General features: G+C 52.9%; 23 protein-coding genes. 16 read left to right on the plus strand and 7 right to left on the minus strand.

All coding sequences use genetic code 11. The features are described 5' to 3' along the window. Positions 1–8 precede the first annotated feature (8 nt). Entirely contained in the window at positions 9–455 is a 447-nt protein-coding gene (locus RT197_RS17985) for a PTS fructose transporter subunit IIA (protein WP_312952512.1), read from the minus strand. 508 nt (positions 456–963) lie between these two features. On the opposite strand from RT197_RS17985, the gene RT197_RS17990 reads away from it, so the two are divergent. From RT197_RS17990 to RT197_RS18020, 7 genes are all read left to right on the plus strand, one after another. Continuing rightward, a complete protein-coding gene (locus RT197_RS17990; RefSeq protein ID WP_312952513.1) occupies positions 964–1,944 on the plus strand; it encodes a 6-phosphofructokinase in 981 nt (326 codons plus the stop codon). 11 nt (positions 1,945–1,955) lie between these two features. Next, the gene (locus tag RT197_RS17995; protein WP_312952514.1) at positions 1,956–2,270 is read left to right on the plus strand and encodes a PTS sugar transporter subunit IIB; all 315 of its coding nucleotides are present in this window, start codon (positions 1,956–1,958) and stop codon (positions 2,268–2,270) included. Next, positions 2,263–3,630, plus strand: a complete 1,368-nt coding sequence (locus RT197_RS18000; protein WP_312952515.1) for a PTS sugar transporter subunit IIC — start codon at positions 2,263–2,265, stop codon at positions 3,628–3,630. Before RT197_RS17995 ends, RT197_RS18000 begins: the two co-directional genes overlap by 8 nt. Next, positions 3,617–4,459: a class II fructose-bisphosphate aldolase gene (locus tag RT197_RS18005; RefSeq protein ID WP_312952516.1), complete on the plus strand. Its 843-nt coding sequence runs from the start codon at positions 3,617–3,619 to the stop codon at positions 4,457–4,459. The genes RT197_RS18000 and RT197_RS18005 overlap by 14 nt, the downstream gene beginning before the upstream one ends. A 63-nt stretch (positions 4,460–4,522) precedes the next feature. Next, positions 4,523–4,792 carry a hypothetical protein gene (locus RT197_RS18010; protein ID WP_312952518.1) on the plus strand — a complete coding sequence of 90 codons (270 nt, stop codon included), beginning with the start codon at positions 4,523–4,525 and terminating at the stop codon, positions 4,790–4,792. 9 nt (positions 4,793–4,801) lie between these two features. Continuing rightward, the gene (locus RT197_RS18015; RefSeq protein ID WP_312952519.1) at positions 4,802–5,239 is read left to right on the plus strand and encodes a PTS sugar transporter subunit IIA; all 438 of its coding nucleotides are present in this window, start codon (positions 4,802–4,804) and stop codon (positions 5,237–5,239) included. Beyond that, positions 5,236–5,790 carry an AAA family ATPase gene (locus tag RT197_RS18020; protein ID WP_312952520.1) on the plus strand — a complete coding sequence of 185 codons (555 nt, stop codon included), beginning with the start codon at positions 5,236–5,238 and terminating at the stop codon, positions 5,788–5,790. Before RT197_RS18015 ends, RT197_RS18020 begins: the two co-directional genes overlap by 4 nt. A gap of 20 nt (positions 5,791–5,810) precedes the next feature. On the opposite strand, the gene RT197_RS18025 is transcribed toward RT197_RS18020, so the two are convergent. Both RT197_RS18025 and RT197_RS18030 read right to left on the minus strand, forming a co-directional pair. After that, on the minus strand, positions 5,811–6,134 hold the full coding sequence (locus RT197_RS18025) for an AzlD domain-containing protein (RefSeq protein WP_312952521.1): 324 nt from the start codon (positions 6,132–6,134) through the stop codon (positions 5,811–5,813). After that, entirely contained in the window at positions 6,134–6,793 is a 660-nt protein-coding gene (locus RT197_RS18030; protein ID WP_312952552.1) for an AzlC family ABC transporter permease, read from the minus strand. The genes RT197_RS18025 and RT197_RS18030 overlap by 1 nt, the downstream gene beginning before the upstream one ends. Positions 6,794–6,898: 105 nt before the next feature. On the opposite strand from RT197_RS18030, the gene RT197_RS18035 reads away from it, so the two are divergent. The 8 genes from RT197_RS18035 to RT197_RS18070 all read left to right on the plus strand — a co-directional run bounded on the left by RT197_RS18035 (position 6,899) and on the right by RT197_RS18070 (position 16,796). Beyond that, on the plus strand, positions 6,899–7,447 hold the full coding sequence (locus tag RT197_RS18035; protein WP_312952522.1) for a helix-turn-helix domain-containing protein: 549 nt from the start codon (positions 6,899–6,901) through the stop codon (positions 7,445–7,447). Positions 7,448–7,854: 407 nt separating this feature from the next. Further along, a complete protein-coding gene (locus RT197_RS18040) occupies positions 7,855–9,102 on the plus strand; it encodes an extracellular solute-binding protein (RefSeq protein WP_312952523.1) in 1,248 nt (415 codons plus the stop codon). 49 nt (positions 9,103–9,151) lie between these two features. After that, on the plus strand, positions 9,152–10,036 hold the full coding sequence (locus tag RT197_RS18045; protein WP_312952524.1) for a sugar ABC transporter permease: 885 nt from the start codon (positions 9,152–9,154) through the stop codon (positions 10,034–10,036). After that, the gene (locus RT197_RS18050) at positions 10,033–10,848 is read left to right on the plus strand and encodes a carbohydrate ABC transporter permease (protein WP_312952525.1); all 816 of its coding nucleotides are present in this window, start codon (positions 10,033–10,035) and stop codon (positions 10,846–10,848) included. Before RT197_RS18045 ends, RT197_RS18050 begins: the two co-directional genes overlap by 4 nt. 17 nt (positions 10,849–10,865) lie before the next feature. Continuing rightward, positions 10,866–11,945: a sn-glycerol-3-phosphate ABC transporter ATP-binding protein UgpC gene (locus RT197_RS18055; protein WP_312952526.1), complete on the plus strand. Its 1,080-nt coding sequence runs from the start codon at positions 10,866–10,868 to the stop codon at positions 11,943–11,945. 94 nt (positions 11,946–12,039) lie between these two features. Then, on the plus strand, positions 12,040–13,035 hold the full coding sequence (locus tag RT197_RS18060; protein ID WP_312952527.1) for a substrate-binding domain-containing protein: 996 nt from the start codon (positions 12,040–12,042) through the stop codon (positions 13,033–13,035). A gap of 116 nt (positions 13,036–13,151) precedes the next feature. Further along, positions 13,152–15,287, plus strand: a complete 2,136-nt coding sequence (locus RT197_RS18065) for an alpha-galactosidase (protein ID WP_312952528.1) — start codon at positions 13,152–13,154, stop codon at positions 15,285–15,287. 246 nt (positions 15,288–15,533) lie between these two features. Further along, complete coding sequence (locus tag RT197_RS18070) at positions 15,534–16,796, plus strand: MFS transporter (RefSeq protein ID WP_312952529.1); 1,263 nt, start codon at positions 15,534–15,536, stop codon at positions 16,794–16,796. Positions 16,797–16,799: 3 nt separating this feature from the next. On the opposite strand, the gene RT197_RS18075 is transcribed toward RT197_RS18070, so the two are convergent. The 4 genes from RT197_RS18075 to RT197_RS18090 all read right to left on the minus strand — a co-directional run bounded on the left by RT197_RS18075 (position 16,800) and on the right by RT197_RS18090 (position 21,645). After that, positions 16,800–17,528 (minus strand): GntR family transcriptional regulator, encoded by a 729-nt coding sequence (locus RT197_RS18075; RefSeq protein WP_312952530.1) that lies wholly within the window; start codon positions 17,526–17,528, stop codon positions 16,800–16,802. A gap of 110 nt (positions 17,529–17,638) precedes the next feature. Further along, positions 17,639–18,883 carry a PTS transporter subunit EIIC gene (locus RT197_RS18080; RefSeq protein ID WP_312952531.1) on the minus strand — a complete coding sequence of 415 codons (1,245 nt, stop codon included), beginning with the start codon at positions 18,881–18,883 and terminating at the stop codon, positions 17,639–17,641. Positions 18,884–19,047: 164 nt separating this feature from the next. Continuing rightward, entirely contained in the window at positions 19,048–20,274 is a 1,227-nt protein-coding gene (locus RT197_RS18085; protein WP_312952532.1) for a PTS sugar transporter subunit IIC, read from the minus strand. Between the two features lie 45 nt (positions 20,275–20,319). Beyond that, positions 20,320–21,645 carry a 6-phospho-beta-glucosidase gene (locus RT197_RS18090; protein ID WP_312952533.1) on the minus strand — a complete coding sequence of 442 codons (1,326 nt, stop codon included), beginning with the start codon at positions 21,643–21,645 and terminating at the stop codon, positions 20,320–20,322. 461 nt (positions 21,646–22,106) lie between these two features. On the opposite strand from RT197_RS18090, the gene RT197_RS18095 reads away from it, so the two are divergent. Next, positions 22,107–23,501 carry a carbohydrate porin gene (locus RT197_RS18095; RefSeq protein WP_312952534.1) on the plus strand — a complete coding sequence of 465 codons (1,395 nt, stop codon included), beginning with the start codon at positions 22,107–22,109 and terminating at the stop codon, positions 23,499–23,501. Positions 23,502–23,593 lie beyond the last annotated feature (92 nt).

Consider the following 23,593-nt stretch of genomic DNA (forward strand, 5'->3'; position numbering starts at 1 on the left):
ATTTTCCCTCACTGACTCAACGTACTGCTTAACAGGGTGAGGATTTGCTGCGCGTCACCCTGTTTAAGCTGATCGATAAATTCGGCGTGAATGATTTTGCGGCACAGGGTGCCAATCATTTTGACCTGATCTTCTTCCCCTTCCTGCGGCACGCCGAGGCAAATCCAGCAGCTTACCGGTTCGCCATCGCTGGCCTTCCAGTCAACGCCCTGCGACTGGCGGGCAAACAGTACGAACGGCTGTCTGACGCAGCCGCTTTTGCCATGCGGAACGGCAAGCCCGGAGCCAAAGCCGGTAGAGTGGAGTTTTTCGCGCAGCAGCAGCGTTTGCAGAAAAGCGTTACGGTTACTGACATAGCCGTTCTGGTACGCCATCTCCGCCAGTTGTTTGAGGATGGAATAGGCGCTATTGCCAGCAATATTCAGATCGATGCAATTAAGTGTGAGAGTTGCCACAAGTTCACTCCTTTGATGTTTGTACGAATGCCATATTACCGGGTGAACGACCCGGCGCTGAGCGAGAATATGTCGCTGGGCGGTGACAATTTCCGTATCAACTCCTTATCAATTTGTGAGGAGGAGCACAATTTGAGGGACAGCGCTAAATGCCGCCGACCCTGGACGGCTGAAAAAGCCGGAAATCGTTCGCCGATCCGGCGAATAAAAATGAGAGCGTACTCACAAAATAACATTGCCATTTTTAAACGCCGTCTCCGCCACAGCAGGAAAAAACGTTTTTGTTACCGGAAAAAATTAACGGCATGATTTTTATGCTTTATTTCTGCAAGGCGGCTAAAAAAGTGAATTTTCTACTGTGACATCCTTCACAAAAATGACCTCTTCAACACCGCTGTCAATACGCATCAGCCGCTACTTTATCCTCACTTTGTGACATCCGTTGCAAATACCGAGCTTGAACTCTGGGAAAAATATTTGCAGCCAACGGTTATTGGGGATTAAAAAAATGAAAATCGGCATCGTTATTAGCGGAGGTGATGTAACAGGGATCAATAATTTTATCTTTCAGATAGCCCGCATCGCGGGTGCAGAAATTACGTTATTTAATGGTGGTATTCCGGGGCTGATGGAAAAAGAGCACCAGAATATTTGCTGGCGCGATCTGGTGGATTTTTCCATCGCGCCTATTCCGATCATCACATCCGGGAGAACGACCCGCAAACTGATGCGCAGCGAATATCTGCAAATCAGTAAAAAACTAAAAGCCCTGCGTATTGACGTGCTTATCATGGCGGGCGGAGATGGTTCACTCCAGTTTCTTAATATCCTCAGTGAATTTGACGTGAACTGTTTTGGCGTCGGCATGACCATCGATAATGACGTTTACGGAAGCGATTATACGATTGGCTTTTCTACAGCCTGTGAGCAGGTCATCAAGGAGGTTTCTCGCTTAAGAAATACCGGCAGAGCGCTGCCTGGCCGGGTATTTATGGTTGAACTGCTGGGCGGTTACTGTGGCGAATTGACGCTGCAATCCGCGCTTAAAAGTAATGCCGATATTGCGCTGATCCCGGAGTGCCAGATCCCTACAGAAGCGCTGGCGCAGCGTATTAAAGATCGCCTGACCCGGCAAAATAGCGTGATCGTATTATGTTCTGAAGGCTATACCAAAGAATATTACCCCGGTTTTCAGGGCGCGATAGATACCATGATTGCCCAACTGGAGCCCAGGATTGGCGTCAGAATACGCAAAACGATTGTCGGCTTTGGCCTGCGCAATGGCGATCCCACCTGCGAGGAAATTTATCAGGGAACGATTATGGCCAATGAAGTGGTGCGCTGTATTCAGTCCGGGATGAAAAATAAAGCTATTATTATTAACTCCAGTAATAAACCTATTCCTATAGATTTGATCAGCATGAAAAAGAGGCTGGTCGACCCCGAAGGACATCATTATAAATTAGCCAAACAACTCAATATTATTTGAGGAGACTCTGTATGCTTAAGGTTCTTTGTGTATGTGGCTGCGGCTTAGGCTCCAGCTTCGCAATAGAGATGAGCGCAAAAGCCGTATTGAAAAAACTTGAAATACCTGCGCAGGTAGAACATACCACCGTTTCGGAGGCCAATGCGTTTAAATCGGACATGATCCTGACTCAAAAAACGTTCGCTGATATTTTAACCGCCGATGCCAGCGAAGAAGAAATTAAACGCGTGGTGGTGCTGAATAAACTGACCGACAAAGAGGAAATCGAGCAAAAAATCCTCGCCTTTTTAAAGCTGCATAATATGAAGGTTGCCGATCATGAATAGCTTCGTTGAATTCATCGTAAAAGATCTGCTCGGTCAGGCTTCTATCCTCGTGGCCTTTATTGCCATGCTGGGGCTGATATTGCAGAAAAAATCACCCGGCAAAATTACCGAAGGGACATTTAAAACTCTGCTCGGTTTTCTGATCATGATGGCGGGGATCAATATTATTGTCGCCGCGCTGACCTTCCTGAATACCATTTTTACCGAGGGTTTCGGGATGAAGGGTTACATTACCGACGTGGCGGCCATTGCCGGGCTGGCTAACCGGGAGTTGGGATCTGAGGTGGCGTTAACGCTGATGGTGATTTTTGCCGTCAACATTCTTATCGCCCGTCTGACGCCGTTCAAATACATCTTCCTGACCGGGCAGGCGCTGCTGTGGATGGCGACGATTGGTGCGGTAATTGGCTATAAGGCCGGGCTGACTGGTCTGCCGCTAATTCTGACCGGCGGTATTTTTGGCGGCGTGATGGCGGTGGTTATGCCTGCGTTGGCGCAGCCGATTGTCCGGCGGATCACTGATTCTGACGACGTGGCGCTGGGGCACTTCTGCACCATCGGTTATCTGGTGCAGGCCGCCGTTGCTAAAGTGGTGGGTAAAGGCTCGCGCTCAACGGAAGACATTGAACTGCCAGACAATTTCAAATTCCTCCAGGATACGTATTTATCGATGGCGGTGGTGATGATCCCCATGTATCTGATCCCCGCGCTGGCGGCAGGCCCGGCGTTTATTGCCCAGTATGCGAACGGCGTGAACTATTTAATGTATGCCTTTATGCAATCCATTCAGTTTGTGGCCGGGGTCTTCGTCCTTTACAGCGGCGTGCGTCTGCTGTTGAACGAGCTGGTGCCTGCTTTTCGCGGCATCGCCATGCGCATTGTGCCGGACGCCAAACCCGCGCTGGATTGCCCGGTGCTGTTTCCCTACGCCCCCAATGCGGTCATCGTCGGATTCCTCGCCACCACGGTGGGGTCAATTATCGGCATGTTGGTTTTCCCAATGTTTGGACTGGCGATGATCCTGCCGGGCCTGTTGACCAACTTTTTCGCGGGCGGCACCGCCGGGATCTTCGGCAATGCGCTGGGCGGACGTCGCGGAGCCATTATCGGCGGGGTGATCCACGGCCTGTTTATCACCTTCTTACCGGCCATCCTGGTGCCGATGCTGGAAAGCTATGGCTTCACCGGCGTGACCTTCAGCGATTCCGATGTCATCAGTTCAGGGCTGGTATTAGGCCACGCGTTCCAGGGGAACTGGTTATTCGTCGCACTGTTTATTGTGTTTATCGCGGTTATTGCCTGGTTCGTGAATGGTAAATCCGCTAAATCTAAAGAGGAGAAAGCTCATGGCTCTGTATAACTTTAATGAATTATATCAGGTAGCGCAGGCCCGTCATTTTAAGGCGGTCGGATCGTTTAATTTACACTGTCTGGAAATGCTTCCCGCTTTTTTCAACGCCGCGCAGCAGACAAATAGTCCATTAATGATCCAGATTTCTACCGGCACCGCGCAATATCTTGGCTATCGCTTATTGGTTGATTCCGTCTGCTCGCTGGCGGAAAGTCAGAATGTCCCAACCTGTTTGCATCTGGATCACTGTTCAGATATTGCGGCGATCCAGACCGCCATCGATGCCGGGTTTAGCTCCGTGATGTATGACGGCTCTCATCTCAGTCTGGATGAAAATATCAAAAATACGCGTGCGGTAGTGGAATTAGCCCGCCCGCGTAATATCAGCGTGGAGGGAGAATTAGGCGCGATTGGCGGATCTGAGGACGGCAAAGCGGTGGCTGAAGAGCATATTACATTTACCACCGTCGAAGACGCTAAACGTTTTGTGGATGAAACCGGCGTCGATATGCTGGCGGTTTCCATCGGCACGGTACACGGCCTGTATACCGGGAAGGCGCAGATCCAGCATCAGCGACTGGCCGAGATTAGCGAAGTGGCCCGCGTTCCGCTGGTGCTGCATGGCGGCACCGGGGTGAGCGATGAGGATATGCGTAAGGCCGTGACCGAAGGCATTAATAAAGTGAACGTCGGCACCGAAATGAATGTGCAGTGGGTTGGACAGTGTAAATCGGCGTTTGAAAAGGGCAAGGTTAACGACAGCGTGCGGAAATTTCTTATTCCGGCTAACGATGCGGTAACGCAGGTATTAATGGAAAAGATTGCCCTGTTTAAATAATATTTTCAATAACGCGTTTATATTGACTCCGGTAGATAATTATCACCGGCATGGGAATGCTCTATGTTTAATTCGTTAAAATCGTTCCTGAAAAAAGAGAAAGACTCTGGCGAAGCGCATAATCAGCAGGCGAAAATCATTGCCGATGAAATAGCATTGCTGGAGGTCAAGCTGGCGGCATCGCCTGAAAATAGCGAATGGCAAAAAGCATTAATGCTTGCTTATAACCGGGCACTACCGCTTTTCGCCAAAAGTCAGCAATACCGCCAGCAGGTTGACGATCTTTTTCTGCGTATTGATCGCTTACGCAATATTATTCGCCGTAATATTTAGGGAGCAAAGATGACGATTAAAGATTTACTCATCGAAGCTAATGCTATTCAGCCAGGCGTAACGGAAGGAGACTGGCAAAAAGTCATTAACCTTGCCGCCAGGCCGCTTGTCGAAAAGGGATATCTGGAAGAATCATACGGTCAGGCGGTAATCGAAAATACGTTATCCTTCGGACCGTATTACGTTTTTGACGAAGGGGTCGCGATCCCGCATGCCAGGCCAGAGTGCGGTGTCAGGCATAACTGTTTTAGCCTGGTGCTGCTGACCGCGCCGATACGTTTTGCCGACAGTGAGGCGGTGGATATCGTCATTATGTTTGGCGCGAAGGACAGCAATGCGCACATTGACGAGGGCATCCGCGCCATTATTCATCTGCTCGACAACGATGAAAGAATGGCGAAACTGCGCGCCGCCCGCACCCGCGAGGAGGTGATAGCAATACTATGACCATGCACTCTCACTCTGAAGGTAAAACGGTAATTCTGGTGAACGGCGTTCCGGCTTCTGGCAAAAGTACGGTTGCGCAGCAGATCGCCCACCGCTTTACCCTGCCGCTGCTCGCCATTGATGAGATTAAAGAGCCTTTTATGGCGCAGTTTACCGATATCGACCGTGGGTTTAACCGTCGGCTTGGGCTGGCGGCCTATGAGGTGATCTGGTCTATCGTGGCACGCGGGCCAGCGGGATGTACGTTCGTCATTGATGCCTGGTTTGGTTTTCAGCCGCGCGAGGCGCTGGCGCGCTTTCTGCAAAATGCGGGGGTCAGCGGGGTGCTGGAGATCTGGAATCAGATCTCCGCACAAACGGCGGTGTCCCGCTACGCGCAGCGGCTGGAACAGCGAAAGCCCGGTCATCCCGGCGAGGAATATTTGCCGGAACTGGCCGCGCTAACCCGCAGCGCCGCGCCGATGGTGCTGGGGCCGGTGTACCGGATTGAGCAGGATCGGGGGTACGACCCTGGCGAACTGATGGCGTGGATTGCCCCTTATCTGGAATGAACAAAGCGCCTGCGGGCGCTTTACTGTATTCCCGCCAGCCGCAGCAGCGCTGTGACCACTGCCGCTGCCACGATCACCACAATCAGCGGCATTTTGCGCCATGCCAGCAACAGCGCAAACGCCACGCCCAGCACCCGCGCCATGCCAGCGAAATGCCCGCCTTCGTAAATCGCCGTAGCCAGCGCCACGGAAAACAGCAGGGTCGTTGCCGCATCTGAAAGCAGCGCCTGTGAGCGTTCGGAAAGTGACAATCGGCTACCGAGCGTCGCCCCGCCGAGGCGCATCAAATAAGTGCCTGCCGACAGCAGCACGGCCGCGATAATAATCAGCGTGATGTCAGCCATTATTTTTTCCTCGTCAGTAAGCCCAGCAGAGAAAGCAGCACCGGCAGGCCCACCGGTGCAAAGGGGACGGCCGCCAGCGAGATCGCGGCACCGCTGGCGGCGCGGATCAGCGTCGTTCTCTTTTTCAGCGCCGGAAGGACCAGCGCCAGCAGGATCGCCGGAAAGACCGCGTCCAGACCGATGGTTTCCGGGGCGGGCAGCAATTTACCGACCGCCGCGCCCAGCAGGGTGCCGACGGGCCAGAACAGCGCTACGCCCAGTCCGCACAGCCAGTAGGCGGCTTTACGCTGCTCCGGCGTCGGCTGTGAAAGGCCAAACACCACGCTTTCATCATTCATAATGTGGCAGCCCAGCAGTCGCAGCGCGCCTTTTCCCACCAGATCGCGCACCGTCACGCCAAACGGAAAATGGCGGGCATTGACCAGCAGCCCGGCGACCGCTGCCGCCAGGGGATGGCCGCCGCTGGCAACAATGCCGATAAACATAAATTCCGACGCGCCAGCCAGCACGATGACGGAGAGGAGCAGAGGCAGCCACAGCGGAAAACCGTAGGCCATCGCCAGCGAGCCGTAAGAGGCGCCGACCACGCCCACCGCCAGACACACCAGAAAAATGGCTTTCCGCGTGTCGCCGGTCAGGCTGGAGAAGGGATGATTCAACATACTATTGTCGCCATATCGAACGTGTATCCATTATAATGAACACATTGCATTCGTTTTTCAAGGCGAACGATTCGTTCGGTAAATAAAACACGGAGTCGTCGTATGACGCAGCCAATCAGCACAATCGCCAAAAGTCTGGTGCGCGAGCGGACGCGAACCGGCCTCTCGCTGGCGGAAATCGCCCGCCGTGCCGGGATCGCAAAATCGACGCTTTCCCAACTGGAAGCGGGCAACGGCAATCCCAGCCTGGAGACGCTGTGGTCACTGTGCGTGGCGCTGGATATCCCTTTTGCCCGCCTGCTGGAGCCGCAGCATCCGACCACCCAGGTGATCCGCCGGGGCGAAGGCACCAAAGTGGTGGCGGAGCAGGCGCACTATCAGGCCATTTTGCTCGCCACCTGCCCGCCGGGTGCGCGGCGCGATATCTACCTGCTGCTGACCCAACCGGGCGCAGACCGCATCTCGCATCCGCATCCTGCCGGATCGGTCGAGCATATTATTATCACCCAGGGGCGCGCGCTGGTCGGGCTGATCGACGCGGCGGAAGAGTTAGGCGAGGGCGACTATATTTGTTATCCGGGCGACAGAGAGCACATCTTTCAGGCGCTGGAGCCGGATACGCAGGCAATTCTGGTTGCCGAGCAAAATTAAACGTGTGGGCGGGACAGTTTTGTGACCCGCTCACCAGCACGTCATTTTCATTAATTATTTATTCAGTGACTTGATCTTGCTGAATATTAATCTCACATGCTTTATCCCCTGTTTCAACAACGCCACTTTTCTCATAAACCCGGCTTCTTTTATTTGATGCGCTCACAAAAATTATTCTAGCTCGATCACATTACCAAAACGTTTCGGTTGTGGAGTGAAACGTTTCGGATCAACCATAAAACGCCCGAACAGCAAAACACCCGGTTCAGTTATACCAGGTCCAGGCACAGGGGTTGAAGGGGTGAATTATTGGTTGGGTGAATATTTATAATTAGAAGTATTTATAAAACATCTAATTATGACGGACGTTTTTTACAACCGGTTATCGACAAAAAGGGACGTAATCTATGAATAAAGGTAAATTCGTTGTCGCACTTTCTGCTTTATGCGCCGCATTTGCGGTACAGGCTGAAAAAATCACCGTCTGGTCATGGGACCCCAACTATAACGTGGCTATTATGCAGGACGCCGCCAACATTTATCAAAAAACGCACCCTGATGTGACCTTCGATATTGTCGATTTAGCGAAAGCGGATCTTGAGCAAAAACTGCAAACGATGCTGGCCTCCGGGATGACCAAAGCGCTGCCGGACATTGTGCTGGTCGAAGATTACAACGCGCCGAAATACCTGCGCTCCTTCCCCGGTGCCTTTGCGCCGCTTAATGGCAAAATCGATTTCACCCGTTTTGCGAAATACAAAATCGATCTGATGACGGTGGAAGGCAAAACCTACGGCGTGCCTTTCGATACCGGCGTTACGGCCTGGTATTATCGTCAGGATTTGATCGAAAAAGCCGGATATAGCGCCAAAGATCTGCAAAATATTAACTGGGATAAATTCATTGAAATAGGCAAAAAGGTCGAGGAAAAAACCGGCAAGAAAATGATTGCCATCGACCCTAATGACGCCGGATTAATTCGCATCATGATGCAATCCGCCGGGCGCTGGTATTTTGATAAAGACGGCAAACTGGATATCGTCAGCAACCCGGCGCTGAAAGAAGCGCTTGAAACCCAGGCGGCGTTAAATAAATCCGGTATCGTCAAGCCAGTGATGGGCTGGGCGGAATGGGTGGGGGCGTTTAACCGTGGCGATGTGGCGAGCGTTGTCACCGGCGTGTGGATCACCGGCTCGATTAAGGCAGAAGCGAAACAGTCCGGCCTGTGGAATGTCGCGCCGATCCCCGGTTTGAACGTGGAAGGCGCAACGCACGCCTCTAACCTCGGCGGTTCAAGCTGGTACGTGCTGGAAAGTAGCGCGGAGAAAGAACAGGCGATCCAGTTCCTCAATGAAATCTACGTGAATAACATCGATTTTTATCAGCAGATCCTGCAAAAAAATGGCGCGATGGGTTCCAACCTGCTGTCACGCGAGGGCGCGGCCTATCAGCAACCCGATGCGTATTTTAGCAATACGCCTATCTGGACCGCCTTCAGCGACTGGCTGAAAGCCATTCCTGCCGTCAACTATGGCATGTACACCTACGAAGCCGATGCAGCGGTGGGCGCGCAGTTGCCTGCCCTGAAAGAGGGTAAGTCGGTGGATGCGCTTTTGAAAAACATCGAGCAGCAAGTCACCACGCAAATTCAGTAAATCCTGACCGGGCGGGATAAAACCCGCCCCCACGTTCGAGGTATTCTTGATGATCTCTGCGCGAAAAAAGCGTGCCATCTCCGTCAATAGCTGGGGCTTCGTCCTTCCGGCGTTGCTGTTAGTGGGCATCTTTATTTTGTACCCGGTCGCCAAATCGTTGTGGTTTTCTTTTCATTCCGGGCAGGGTGCCATGATGAAATTCGTGGGCCTGGGCAACTTTTTGCGCCTGACCCACGATCCGGTGTTCCAGAAAGCGTTAGCTAATACCCTGATCTTCCTGATCGTTCAGGTGCCCATCATGATCATGCTGGCGCTGATCCTCGCGTCGGCGCTGAACATGCCCGGCCTGCGGGGGAGAGGATTCTGGCGTACGGCGATTTTCCTGCCCTGCGTCACGTCGCTGGTGGCGTACTCCGTCTTGTTCAAAAGCATGTTTTCTTACGACGGCGTAGTGAATCATCTGCTGGTGGGAATTGGCGTAATTGCCGAGCCGATTTCCTGGCTGACCGATCCCTTCTGGGCAAAAGGGGTGATTATTTTAGCCATTACCTGGCGCTGGACCGGCTATAACATGATTTTTTATCTGGCGGCGCTGCAAAATATCGACAAGTCGATTTATGAAGCCGCGCGTATTGACGGCATTTCACCCACCCGGCAATTTTTTTCCATCACCATTCCGATGTTAAAACCGGTGATTTTATTTACCACCGTGACGTCAACGATCGGGACGCTCCAGCTTTTTGATGAGACGATGAATATTACCCTCGGCGGGCCTGCGGACAGCACGCTGACGCTGTCGATGTATATCTACAATCTTTCATTTAAATTCGTCCCCAACTTTGGCTATGCGACCACCGTCTCGTATTTCATTGTGTTTATGGTCGCGATTCTGGCGGTCATTCAGTTCTGGCTGGCAAGGGAGCGTAATGCATGATCAGAATGCGACATATTCGTCAGGGCATTATCTATATGCTGCTGTCCGTCACCGCGTTTGTCTCGATTTTTCCGTTTATCTGGATGGTGATTGGCGCGACCAATACCAGCGTCGATATCATTAAGGGCAAGGTCTTTTTTGGCGCCGCGTTGATGGCTAACTATGTCAAATTTACCCAGACGTTTGACGTGGGAATGCTGTTCTGGAACACCAGCAAGATCGCCATTGCAGGCACGCTGCTGACGCTGCTGGTGTCCTCAATGGCGGGCTACGGCTTTGAAATTTTCCGCTCGCGGCTGCGGGAGCGGATTTATCAGGGGCTGCTGCTGACGATGATGATCCCCTTCGCCGCCATGATGATCCCGCTGTTTATTCTGATGGCGACCTTCGACCTGGTGGACTCGCATCTGGCGGTGATTCTACCGACCGTTGCCTCGGTGTATCTGATTTTTTATTTCCGCCAAAGCTCGAAAGCCTTTCCCGGCGACTTGCGCGATGCCGCGCGGGTTGACGGGCTGAAAGAGTGGAAAATCTTTTTGTTCGTGTATGTTCCAGTAATGCGTTCCACCTATGCGGCGGCGTTTATCATCGCGTTTATGACCGCCTGGAACAGCTATCTGTGGCCATTAATCATTCTGCAATCGAATGAGCAAAAGACGTTTACGTTAGCCCTCTCCTCACTGGGGTCGGCCTACGCGCCGGATTTTGGCGTCATTATGCTGGCAGCGATACTGGCAACGCTGCCCACGCTGGTGGTCTTTTTCGCCATGCAGAAACAGTTTGTGCAGGGAATGTTAGGGTCAGTGAAATAATCCAGGGAGAAGAGAAAATGGCGGAAGTAAAACTCAGCGGTGTGAAAAAGTCTTTCGGCAGCGTGGATATCATCAAGGGCGTGGATCTGACGATTAACGACGGCGAATTTGTGGTTTTTGTCGGTCCTTCCGGCTGCGGAAAATCCACTTTGTTGCGGATGATTTCCGGGCTGGAGGATCTGAGCGCGGGCGAGCTGACTATTGACGGCGTGCGGATGAACGAGACGGAACCTTCCCGGCGCGGCATTGCGATGGTCTTTCAAACCTACGCCCTGTATCCGCATATGACGGTAAAAGAAAACATGGCGTTTGCGCTTAAGCACGCGGGCGTAGCGAAAGATGAAATTGAGAGAAAAGTGTCGCTGGCGGCGAAAGCGCTGGAGCTGGAGCCGTTGCTGGCGCGTAAGCCAAAAGCGCTTTCCGGCGGACAGCGCCAGCGCGTGGCCATCGGGCGGGCGATAGTGCGCGATCCGAAAGTCTTCCTGTTTGACGAGCCGTTATCCAACCTTGACGCCGAACTGCGGGTGCAGATGCGCATTGAAATCGCCCGCCTGCACCGCGAGCTGAAAAGCACCACCGTCTACGTGACGCACGATCAGGTGGAGGCGATGACCCTCGCCGATAAAATCGTGGTTCTGCGCGCCGGGAAAATCGAGCAGATCGGATCGCCGCTGGCGCTGTACGATAATCCCGCCAACGTCTTCGTCGCCGGGTTTATCGGCTCGCCGCGCATGAACATGCTGCGCGGTACGGTGGTCGCGCAAAATGCGCACGGCGTGCGCGTCCGGCTGCCGGAGTTCTCTGATGTGCTGCTGGACGTGCCGGTAAAAAGCGCCGTTGCCGAAGGAAGCCAGGTGCTGCTGGGGATCCGACCGAAGCAGTTTGACGAGGCGGGCGACTGTGAGCTGCCGGTGACGATCGACCTGCTGGAGCATCTGGGCAGCGAAACATTCGCCTATGCGCGGGGCGAGCAGGGCGGCACGCTGACCCTCGAAACGCGCAGCGGTCGGGATCTGGTTGCCGGAGCGGTGTACCGCGCCCGTTTCTTTAGCCACTCGCTGCTGATGTTTGGTGAGGATGAGCAGCGGATTTATTAATATACCCGTCATACTTCAAGTTGCATGACGGCTATAGACGCCCTGTAAACATTGCGGGAAACTAACGGCCTCTTTACTGTTGCACCGGGGATCTATGTCGCTTAAAGCCATTGCCAAAGAACTGAAGCTCTCTGTTACTACGGTCAGCCGCGCACTCAATGGATACGATGATGTATCAAAGGAGACGCGGGCGCGCGTTGAAGCAGAAGCGCAGCGTCGCGGCTATCGTCCAAACACCTTTGCCCGTCGGCTGAAAATGGGCAAAATCGACGCGGTGGGGCTGGTCTTCCCGGTGCATCCCGTCCCGTTAAATAACAGCGTCTTTATGGACATGGTGGGCGAAATCAGCCACGAACTGGCGCGGCATGAAATTGATTTGCTGCTGATCGCCGATGATGACCAGGGCGATAAGCACAGCTATATGCGGCTGGTGCAGAGTCGGCGCGTTGATGCGCTTATCGTGGCCCATACGCTGGATCGCGATCCGCGTCTGGAGCAGCTTCAGAATGCGGGCTTTCCGTTTCTGGCGCTGGGACGCAGCCAGTTGCCAAAACCCTACGCATGGTTTGATTTCGATAACTACGCCGGGACATACCAGGCCACGCGCCATCTGATCGCCCAGGGGCATAAACGCATTGCGCTGCTGGGTGAAAACAACAGCCAGGCGTTTATTACCCAGCGGCGCAACGGTTATCTCGACGCGCTGCGCGAAGCCGGGCTTTCTGACCAGCTACTGCGGGCGATCCCGCCTTCCCGCCGCGCGGGATTCAAAACCACCCAGCAACTGCTGGCGCTTCCTGAACCGCCCACCGCGATTGTGACCGACTGCAACACCCACGGCGACGGCGCAGCGATGGCGCTGGTCCTGGCGGGGCGGCTGGAAGGCGACAACCGCGTGTCGCTGGTGGTCTACGATGGTCTGCCGCAGGATACCCTCGTCGAAGCAGAAGTGGGGGCGGTGATCCAGTCCACCCGTCAGGGCGTCGGCAGGCAGATTGCCAGCATGGTGCGACAGCTTATCGCTGGCGACGATCTCGCTTCACTACAGGTGCTGTGGCAGCCTGAATTTATCCCCGCGAAAACCGCCTGACCGCATTGATTATTGATGGGAAATTCTAATACAGATCACAGATCCAAAACGTTTTGGTTGTAGACCGAAACGTTTCGGATCAACACTCCTGTTATACCGATGACAGGAGATGTCTGATGCAGGAATCAATCTTACGCCTTGAAAGCGCCACCGTGGACGTGGTGATCAAAACCCGGCCTTTCGCCGAAATTCTCTACTGGGGGCCGCACCTTCAGCACTTTTCGCCGCAGGATAGCGCCAGTCTTATCCGCCCGATTGCTAACGGCAAGCTGGATGTCGATTCGCCCGTCACCCTGATGGCGGAACCCGGTCACGGCCTGTTTGGTACGCCGGGTATTGAAGGTCACCGTCAGGGGCTGGACGGCTCGCCGGTGTTTAACACGGTGCAGGTGGAACAGAACGGACAATCGCTGACCCTGACCGCTGAAGATGCGCAGGCAGGACTGCGGCTGGTGAGCGAGCTGACGCTCGACGGCAGCGGCGTGCTGGTGGTGCGCCACGGCGTAACCAACCTGCGCCCCGTCGCGTGGCAGGTTGACCGACTGGCGGTAACCCTGCCGGTCGCCGAACGCGCCCGCGAGGTGATGGCTTTTCACGGTCGCTGGACGCGCGAGTTTCAGCCGCATCGCCTGACGCTTGAGCACGACAGCGTTGTGCTGGAGAGCCGACGCGGGCGCAGCTCCCATGAGCACTTTCCGGCGCTAATCACGGGCAGCAAAGCCTTTAGCGAAATGCAGGGCGACGTCTGGGGCGTGCATCTGGGCTGGAGCGGCAATCACCGTCTGCGGGCAGAGGTGAAAACCGACGGTCGCCGCTACGTGCAGGCTGAAGCACTATATTTGCCGGGTGAAATGTCGCTCGACGAGGGCCAGACGCTGTGGACGCCACGGCTGTACGCCAGCTATTCCGCGCAGGGCCTCAACGGCATGAGCCAGCAGTTCCACCGCTACCTGCGGGACAATATTATCCGCTTCCCCAATAACAAACCGCGCCCGGTGCATCTCAATACCTGGGAGGGGATCTACTTTAATCACGATCCGGCCTGGATCATGAAAATGGCGGAAGAGGCGGCGTCGCTGGGCGTTGAGCGATTTATTATTGATGACGGCTGGTTTAAGGGGCGCAACGACGACTACGCGGCGCTGGGCGACTGGTATGTGGATGAGCAAAAATACCCGCACGGGCTGGAGCCTGTCATCAGCCACGTCAAAGCACACGGCATGGAGTTCGGCATCTGGGTGGAGCCGGAAATGGTTAACCCGGATTCCGACCTGTACCGCGCGCATCCTGACTGGGTGCTGGAAATGCCTGGCTATCCGCAGCCGCTGGGGCGTCACCAACTGGTGCTGAACCTGAATCTTCCGCAGGTTTTTGACTATCTGCTGGAGCGGATGAGCTGGCTGCTGGGTGAGCACGACATTGATTATGTGAAGTGGGATATGAACCGCGAACTGGTGCAGCCCAGCCACGAGGGTAAAGCCGCCGCCGACGGACAAACCCGGCAGTATTACCGTCTGCTGGACACCCTGCGCGCCCGCTTCCCGCACATCGAATTTGAATCCTGCGCGTCCGGCGGCGGGCGTATCGACTATGAAGTTCTGACCCGCTGCCACCGTTTCTGGGCGTCCGATAATAACGATGCGCTGGAGCGTAACACCATCCAGCGCGGTATGAGCTACTTCTTCCCGCCGGAGGTAATGGGCGCGCACATTGGCAACCGTCACTGCCACGCCACCTTCCGCCAGCACAGCATTGCGTTTCGCGGCCTGACCGCGCTGTTTGGTCACATGGGGCTGGAGCTTGATCCGATCTGCGCCGATGAGCAGGAGCGCGAAGGGTATAAACACTACGCCGCGCTGTACAAACAGTGGCGTGAGGTGATCCACAGCGGTACTCAGTGGCGCATTGACATGCCGGATGCCACCACCCTGGCGCAGGGCATCGTCAGCGAGGATAAACGTCAGGCGCTGCTGCTGGTCAGCCAGCTGGCAATGCCCGATTACACCCTGATGGCCCCGCTGCGAATACCGGGGTTGGACAGGGACGCGCGCTATCGGATTTCGCTGCTCGATCACCCGGATATTCGCATCACTGGCGAAGGCGGACACACGATGCGTCGGCTACCGGAATGGATGCTCACGCCGCAAACCGCGAGCGGTGAATGGCTGATGGAAGCGGGGATGGCGTTACCGGTGCTCGACCCGGAAACCGCCATTCTGATCTTGATTGAGAAACAGGAAAGCGAGCACTAATTCGCCAGGTCTCTTTTATTCAGGCGGTCCGGTGAGGATCGCCTGAATAAAGCACGTTTAATTCGACGTGTAAGACGTAATTCTTCTGCTCTACAAACGGCATTGTAAAAATAGATGGCACAGGACATCTCCGTTGTCTTACGGCAATTTTCTCTGTGCCTTATTTATCCGAAACGTTTCGCATACGTTTAAACACAGCCACCGGTAACGGGGCGGGTATCCGGCTGTTATCTGAGGAATACAACAATGACAACGCTTGCATGTAACCACAAAAATAATCCCAGGTTCTGGATTTTTGGTCTGTTTATCTTTCTCTACTTTTTTATTATGGCGACCTGTTTTCCATTTCTGCCCATCTGGCTGTCGGATATTATCGGACTGACTAAAACGGAGACCGGGATTGTTTTCTCCTGCATTTCGCTATTTGCCATTAGCTTCCAGCCGATCCTCGGCGTGATCTCTGACCAGCTGGGCCTGAAGAAAAATCTGCTGTGGGTCATCACCATCGCGCTTTTTCTGTTCGCGCCTTTTTTTCTCTACGTTTTTGCGCCGCTGCTGAAAACCAGCATCTGGCTTGGGGCGCTCGCTGGCGGAATTTACATCGGTTTTGTGTTCTCTGCCGGAGCGGGGGCCATTGAAGCCTATGTTGAACGCGTCAGCCGCAACAGCGCGTTCGAATATGGCAAAGCGCGGATGTTTGGCTGCCTGGGCTGGGGACTTTGTGCTTCAACGGCGGGGATGCTGTTTAGTATTAATCCTGAATGGGTGTTCTGGATGGGATCGGCGGCAGCGCTCCTGCTGATGGTACTGCTGATTGTGGCGAAGCCGCGAAACAATCAGACCGCGCAGGTGATGGACGCCCTCGGCGCAAACCAGCCGCAAATCACGACCCGGATGGTTTTCTCGCTGTTCCGCCAGCGCAAAATGTGGATGCTGATCCTGTATGTCATCGGCGTAGCCTGCGTTTACGATGTTTTTGACCAGCAGTTTGCCACCTTCTTCAAAACCTTCTTTGCCACGCCGCAGGCGGGAACGCAGGCTTTCGGCTTTGCCACTACCGCCGGGGAGCTGTGCAACGCCATCATCATGTTCTGTTCGCCGTGGATTATTAACCGCATTGGCGCGAAGAATACCCTGCTGATTGCGGGTTTTATTATGACGGTGCGTATTATCGGGTCATCTTTCGCCACCACCGCGCTGGAAGTCGTGGCGCTGAAGATGCTACATGCGCTGGAAGTGCCATTTCTGCTGGTTGGCGTGTTTAAATATATCACTGGCGTGTTTGATACCCGCCTTTCGGCAACCATCTATTTGATTGGTTTTCAGTTCGCTAAACAGATGGCCGCCATTTTTCTGTCAGCGTTTGCGGGTAATATGTATGACCGGATCGGCTTCCATGATACCTATCTGATCCTCGGCTGCTTCGTGCTGATGATGACGCTGGTTTCTGCGTTTACCCTGTCGGGGAAACCGTTACTTCGCCCGGCGGCGGATCGCATTACCGGATAGCGATTATTTCCCGACCCAGTTATTTTTGATTTTAAATTTATCGGCACGGTTATAGCTGAAGGAGTAGTTAAACGCCGTGCCGTCTTCAAGCTTCGTCACCCCGGACACTTTCAGCATCGGCTGACCGGCCGGGATGCAGAGAAGCGCCGCCAGTTCCTCACCAAACAGATCGCCTTCAATAACCGAGTTATAAAACTTTATCTTTTTGCCGGTGATATGCTCGATATATTCATAAAGCGACCCTTCTTCCAGCAGTCTCGACGGAATAACGGGGATAACGCTGCGGTTAATCCATGAATCCTCAACCAGTACCGGCACGTCATCAATCAAACGCACGCGGCGAATAAAATGCACCGGCTCGCCTTCGTGGATTTCTAAATAGCGGGCAATGGTTTTATCGGCAGGTAAAAGCTGATGACAGACCAGGCGGCTGGAGATTTTCGCCTGCTCGCGGAATTCACGCGAAAAGCCTAAAACGGAATCGCCGGTGCCGTCATTAAGCATAAACACATCATCTTCCAGCGCGCGGGTGACGAACATGCCCTTGCCGTGGATACGCTCAATAAATCCCTCCTGCTCCAGCATATGCATCGCTTTTTGCAGCGTGACCCGCGTGACGCCATATTGCGCCGCCAGCTCGCGCTCTGACGGAATTTTTTCGCCGACCTGCCAGCGATTGCTCAGGATCTCTTTTTTAATCGCGTTTTTTATTTGAATGTAGCGAGCAACCATAGCGTCAGGCCAGCAGGAAAAGAAGGCGATAGTTTATCAGGGATTAGTGACCCGGCAAGCCTGAGCCGCCGGGTCTAAAACAGATAAAATTTTGTATAAAGCAACATTACTCATGCGACAGCGATTTGCTCCGCTGCGGCTTCCTCTTTTTCCTTCGCCAGTTGTTTACGTTCCATGATGCGGAAGAAGGGGTAATACACCGCCATTGAAATAAAGATCATACAGCCGGACCAGATGGCTGCCGGGATGTTTCCGCCAGTGGCGAAATAGGCGTTCAGGATGGGCGGCATGGTCCACGGCACCTGGAATACTGCGCGTCCGATAATGTCAAAATACATCAGCAGCCATGAGCCGGTACAAATCACTACGGGGGCGAGGATCAACGGCAGCATCATTATCGGGTTAAATACCATCGGCACGCCGAAAACCACCGGTTCATTAATACAAAATATGGCCGGGCCAATGGAAAGCCGACCCAGCGATTTGTAGTAGCGGCTTTTTGATATCAGCATGGCCAGCACCAGACCCAGCGTGGCACCCGTCCCGCCAATACTGACGAAAGAAATATAAAACTCGGCGGTAATATGCGGGATGGGCTGATGATTAAGGTATGCCTCGGTATTCTCAACAATAAACTTGAGGAAAATCGGAGTGGTGATGCCTGAGAACAAATTAGAGTGGATGCCGCATCCCCACAGCAGGGAAATTAACGTGATCAGAATGAGGATGCCGGGCAGGGTATCCAGCCCAATCACCAGCGGGCTAAATACCATTGTGAAAAAGGCATTCAGATCAAAGTTGAGCACCACGCGGACCAGCCAGATTAAGGTCAGGCAGGCCATCGCCGGGGCGAGGCTAATAAAAGACTGGAGCACCGCTGGCGGCACGCTGTCGGGCAGGCGAATATAAATTTTATGTACGATAAAAAAGCGCACAATGTAAACCGTTATCACGGCCAGAACAATTGCCGAAAACAATCCCGTTGCGCCGAAATTATCGACGTTGACTTTATAGTTTTCGTCGACCTGGGCAAGGATAAAAACCACGACGGTAATACAACAACAGCTTAATCCGTCCAGCTTGTAATGTTTGGCGAGACTGACGCTAACACCAATGGCGGAAACCAGCCCAATACTGCCGAAAGTGGCCTGCACCGGTACGCTGAGGATTTCGCCATAGCTGCCAAGAAATTCGCTCCAGCCGTCAATGGGTAAATTAGCGATGATAAGAAACAGACTGCCGACGAGAATACAGGGCATCGTGAAGGCAACGCCGTCGCGTATTGCGACCAGAATGACGTTGTTACCTATTTTTATAAAGACAGGTAAGATCTTATTTTCCAGAAAATCTTGCATTTATACATCCCGTTAGAATACATCGCGAGTGGACTCACAGTAGCGTCGATCGGGGCAGGTACAGCTTTATTCCTGGTGATAAAGCGCCCGGCAGTAAAACGTTGCCGGGCGGATATGCGACGCCAGACTTTCAGCCGGGAGACAAGCATCTCCCGGCTAAATACTTAGGCTTCAGCGTTCAGTGCGGCTGCGGCTTCTTCTCTTTCCGTCACCCGCTGTTTGCGCTCCAGCACACGGAAGAAGGGGTAATACATCGCCGTTGAGATCACCACCATACAGCCGGACCAGATCGCCGCCGGAATGTTGCCGCCGGTGGCGAAATAGGCGTTAAGAACGGGTGGCATGGTCCAGGGGATCTGGAATACCGGGCGACCGATTATGCCGTACTGCATCAGCAGATATGAGCAGGTACAAATCACCATTGGCGTAATGATAAGCGGCAGCATCATCACCGGGTTGAATACCATCGGCACGCCAAAGATCACCGGTTCATTGATGCAAAAAATAGCGGGCGCGATGGAAATGCGGCCCAGCGATTTGTAGTAGCTGCTTTTCGATATCAGCATGGCCAGCACCAGGCCCATCGTTGCGCCAGAACCGCCTGTACAGATGAAGAAGTTGTAAAACCCTTCGGCGGTAATGTGCGGCACCGGCTGGTGATTCAGGTAAGCTTCGGTATTTTCGGCGATAAACTTAAGGAATATCGGGCTGGTAATGCCGGAGAGAACGTTGGTCCCGTGAATACCGCAGCTCCATAGCAGGGAGATCAGCGCAACCAGAATTAAGATGCCGGGCAGCGTATCCAGCCCCATTACCAGCGGGCTTAAGATCAGGGTGAAGAACGCGTTGATGTCGAAATTCAGCACCACCCGCACCAGCCAGATCAGCGTCAGGCAGGCCATCGCGGGTGCCAGGCTGATGAAAGATTGCATGACCGCCGGGGGCACGCTGTCAGGCAGGCGGATGTAAATTTTCTTCTCGACAAAGAAGCGGACAATATACACCGTCAGCACCGACAGAATAATCGCCGAGAATAACCCGGCTGCGCCGAAATTATTTACGTTGATTTTATGCGTATCATCAAGCTGGGCCAGCAGGAATACCGCGACGGTAATACAGCAGCAGCTCAGACTGTCCAGCTTATAATGCCGGGCAAGGTTGAAGCTAATACCAATCGCGGCAATCAGACCGATGGCCCCAAATGTTGCCTGTACCGGCACGCTAAGCATTTCGGCATAGCTGCCAAGAAACTCACTCCATCCAGGAATGGGTAAATTAGCAATAATGAGGAAAAAACTACCGGCAATGATAAACGGTAATGTAAATGAAATGCCATCACGTACCGCGACCAGAACAACGTTATTACCGATCTTCATTAAGACCGGTAACATCTTATTTTCCAGAAAGTCTTGCATAACTCAGTCCCTTTAACGTCTTCAGCCACGTCCGGTGGTGAAACTATATTGCGGCAGGAATTCACGGTTAGCCGCCAGATAATCCTCAAGGATTTTTCCGGCCACCTCTACGGAAGGCACCAGCGGATGACTGGATAACGCCAGCAGCGCCGTTGCTTTATCGCCGGTAACGGCGGCTTCAACGGTTAATTCCTCAAAGGATTTCACGCTCTGGATCAGACCACGCACCCGCGCTGGCAGATGACCATAGGCCAGCGGATGCGCGCCCAGTTTGTCGATAACGGCGTTGGTTTCGATGACGGCGTCGTCAGGCAGATCCGGCGTGGTGCCGTGGTTAGGGACGTTAACAACGTGGACTTCATGCTTGTTGTTATAAATCGAACTGATGATAGAGCAGGCGGTATCGGAGTACCACGCGCCGCCACGGCTGGAAAGCTCGGCAGGCTTTTCACACAGTTCCGGGTTTTTGTAGATTTCCAGCAGCGCATGTTCAATGCCCAGCGAGCGCTCACCGCGCGTGCCGCCGTTTTTCAGTTCTTCCAGCTCATGCTCGACCATTTCACGATTGAGGTAGAAATACTTCAGGTAGGAGAGCGGATAGAGTTTCAGCGCGCGGATAAAATCCGCTGGCAGACCGATATCGGGGATATTTTTCAGTTTGTTGGCCCCAACGCCCTGCGCGAGTTTCTCGATAAAATCGGCGGTGACATCTTCGCCATCCAGCGCGATTTGGTCGGCGAAAATCAGATGGTTAAGCCCCATGACGCGGGCGGTGACGGCGCTGCGTCCAACGCCGTAAGCGTTGGCGATATCCATCATCATACTGTTGGCACCGCTACAGATGCCGAGCGATTTAATCGGGCTGTATTTGGCAATCGCTTCGGTCACGATACCGGCTGGATTGGTGAAGTTGATCATCCACGCATCCGGGCACAGGGTTTCCATCTCTTTGCAAACCTCCAGCAGAACCGGAATGGTGCGCTGCGCCTTCATAAACCCGCCCGGGCCGGTGGTTTCCTGACCCAGCACGCCGTATTTCAGGGGGATTTTTTCATCCTGAATACGGGCGGCTAACTGACCGACACGGATTTGCGTGGTGACAAAATCAGCATCTTTCAGCGCTTCTTTACGATCTGTTGTCATGTGGACCGTCATCGGAATACCGGCTTTTTTCACCATCCTTTGCGCCAGCTTTCCAACAATTTCCAGTTTTTCGCGCCCGGCTTCAATATCGACCAGCCAGTATTCACTGACCGGAAGTTCCGCATGACGTTTGATAAAGCCGTCAATTAACTCCGGCGTGTAACCAGAACCGCCACCCAATGTTACTACTTTTAACTTTTTCATCGTCTCACCTAATTATTCTTAACTGGCATACGCCAGATTGTCGCAAAATATACCAACCTGCGCGAGATGAAATCGCGAGATAAATCACAAAATTTATTGATGTGATAAAAACTATATAATACCGGGTGTTGCCATTAAGAATAACCAAACATATTCACCAAATGATTATGTTTTGTTTATATATAAATCACAGTGATGATTCATATCTTTTTTTGAAAATAGTGTTATCTCGCTCACGTTCCTGTTTCCAAAAATATTTACTTGTGGGGATGTTGATAATACTCTCTTTTGGCCTGCGATGAGTGCTGATATTTATTAGGAAACCAATCTCTTTTTTCAGGGAAAATGCTGTGATTTCCAGAATGTGGGTAATTACAAAAATAATATTCACTGCATGTATATATCAATACTCAACTGTGGCTTTTAAGAAATTAATGGATCATTGAAAAGGAATGGTAATAATGAAGAAAACAACACTCGCAGTTGCAATAGGCTTATTAGCGGTTGCCAACAGCAGTTGGGCGCGTCCTCAACAAATGACGTTGGAACAGCGTTTAGAACAGCTTGAATCCCGTCTGGAAGCGGCCGAAACGCGCGCAGCTCAGGCAGAAAATAAGGTTCAACAACTGCAGGTCAAGCAGGCTACTGAAATTAAAGAAATTAAAGAGGCACAGGGTAATACTCCGGTAAACGGTTCAACGCCTGCCGATGAAACCAAAAAAAATTCCTCTATACCTAACCTTTTGCTGTCGGGTTACGGCGATCTTAAAATCTACGGCGACGTGGAATTCAACATGGATGGTGAAAGCCGCCGTGGTACGTTGACCACCATGAGTGAAGACCGCACCACTGAGCAGTGGGATATGGACGGTCGTATCCTGATTGGTTTCGACGGCAACCGTAAACTGGACGATGGCCGTTTTGCTGGCTTCTCTATTCAGCCGCTGGCCGATATGTACGGTTCCATGTTCCTTGATGATGCGTACTTCCACTTCGGTCAGGAAAACGACTGGAAAGTGAAACTGGGTCGTTTCGAAGCCGCCGATATGTTCCCGCTCAATCAGGATACCTTCCTTGAGCACTCGGGTAATACCGCCAACGATCTCTACTCCGATGGTCAGGGCTACATCTATATGATGAAAGAAGGCCGTGGTCGTTCTGATGCGGGCGGCAACTTCATGCTCAGCAAACAGATCGATGACCTGTATCTGGAGCTGAACACGCTGATTGAAGATGGCTCTTCGCTGTATGCCAGCAACGACAACTTTGGCGGCTCGCGTACCTATCACGGTCGAGAAATCACCAAAGAGAAGAACGTGGTTTACCTGCGTCCGGTTGCTAAATGGACGCCGACGAAAGAACTCGCTTTCTCCGCCGGTATGGAAAGCAACGTTGTTAATAATGCGTATGGCTACTACGACAACAATGGCGACCTCGTCGATCAGTCTGGTCGTACCGGTTACGGCTTAACCATGACCTGGAACGGCCTGACAACCGATCCGGAAAATGGTGTTGTCTTTAACCTGAACACCGCCTACATGGATGCGCAAAACGAGCAGGACTTCACTGCGGCAACCAATGTGCTGTGGAAAAACTTCGAACTGGGCTATATCTATGCTCATAACAAAATCGACGACTTCGCTGGCGTTGTCTGTGAAAACGACTGCGTGATTGAAGATGAAGGCGCCTACGATATTCATACCGTTCATGCTTCCTACCTGATCCCGAACGTGATGGATATGCAGAACTTCAACATCTACCTGGGTACTTACTACTCGAAAATCCAGAGCGACGAAGAAATCTCCAGCGACGACGATCGCTACGGTGCACGCGTCCGCTTCAAATACTTCTTCTGATAACGTATGAAGTACAAAAAACGCCTGAATTTTCAGGCGTTTTTTTATGGGTGCTGGTTAGCTTCTGCGGCAAGGGCGTAACAGGTAACTGA

This window comes from Superficieibacter sp., assembly GCF_032071645.1.
Classification (GTDB): Bacteria; Pseudomonadota; Gammaproteobacteria; order Enterobacterales; family Enterobacteriaceae; genus Superficieibacter.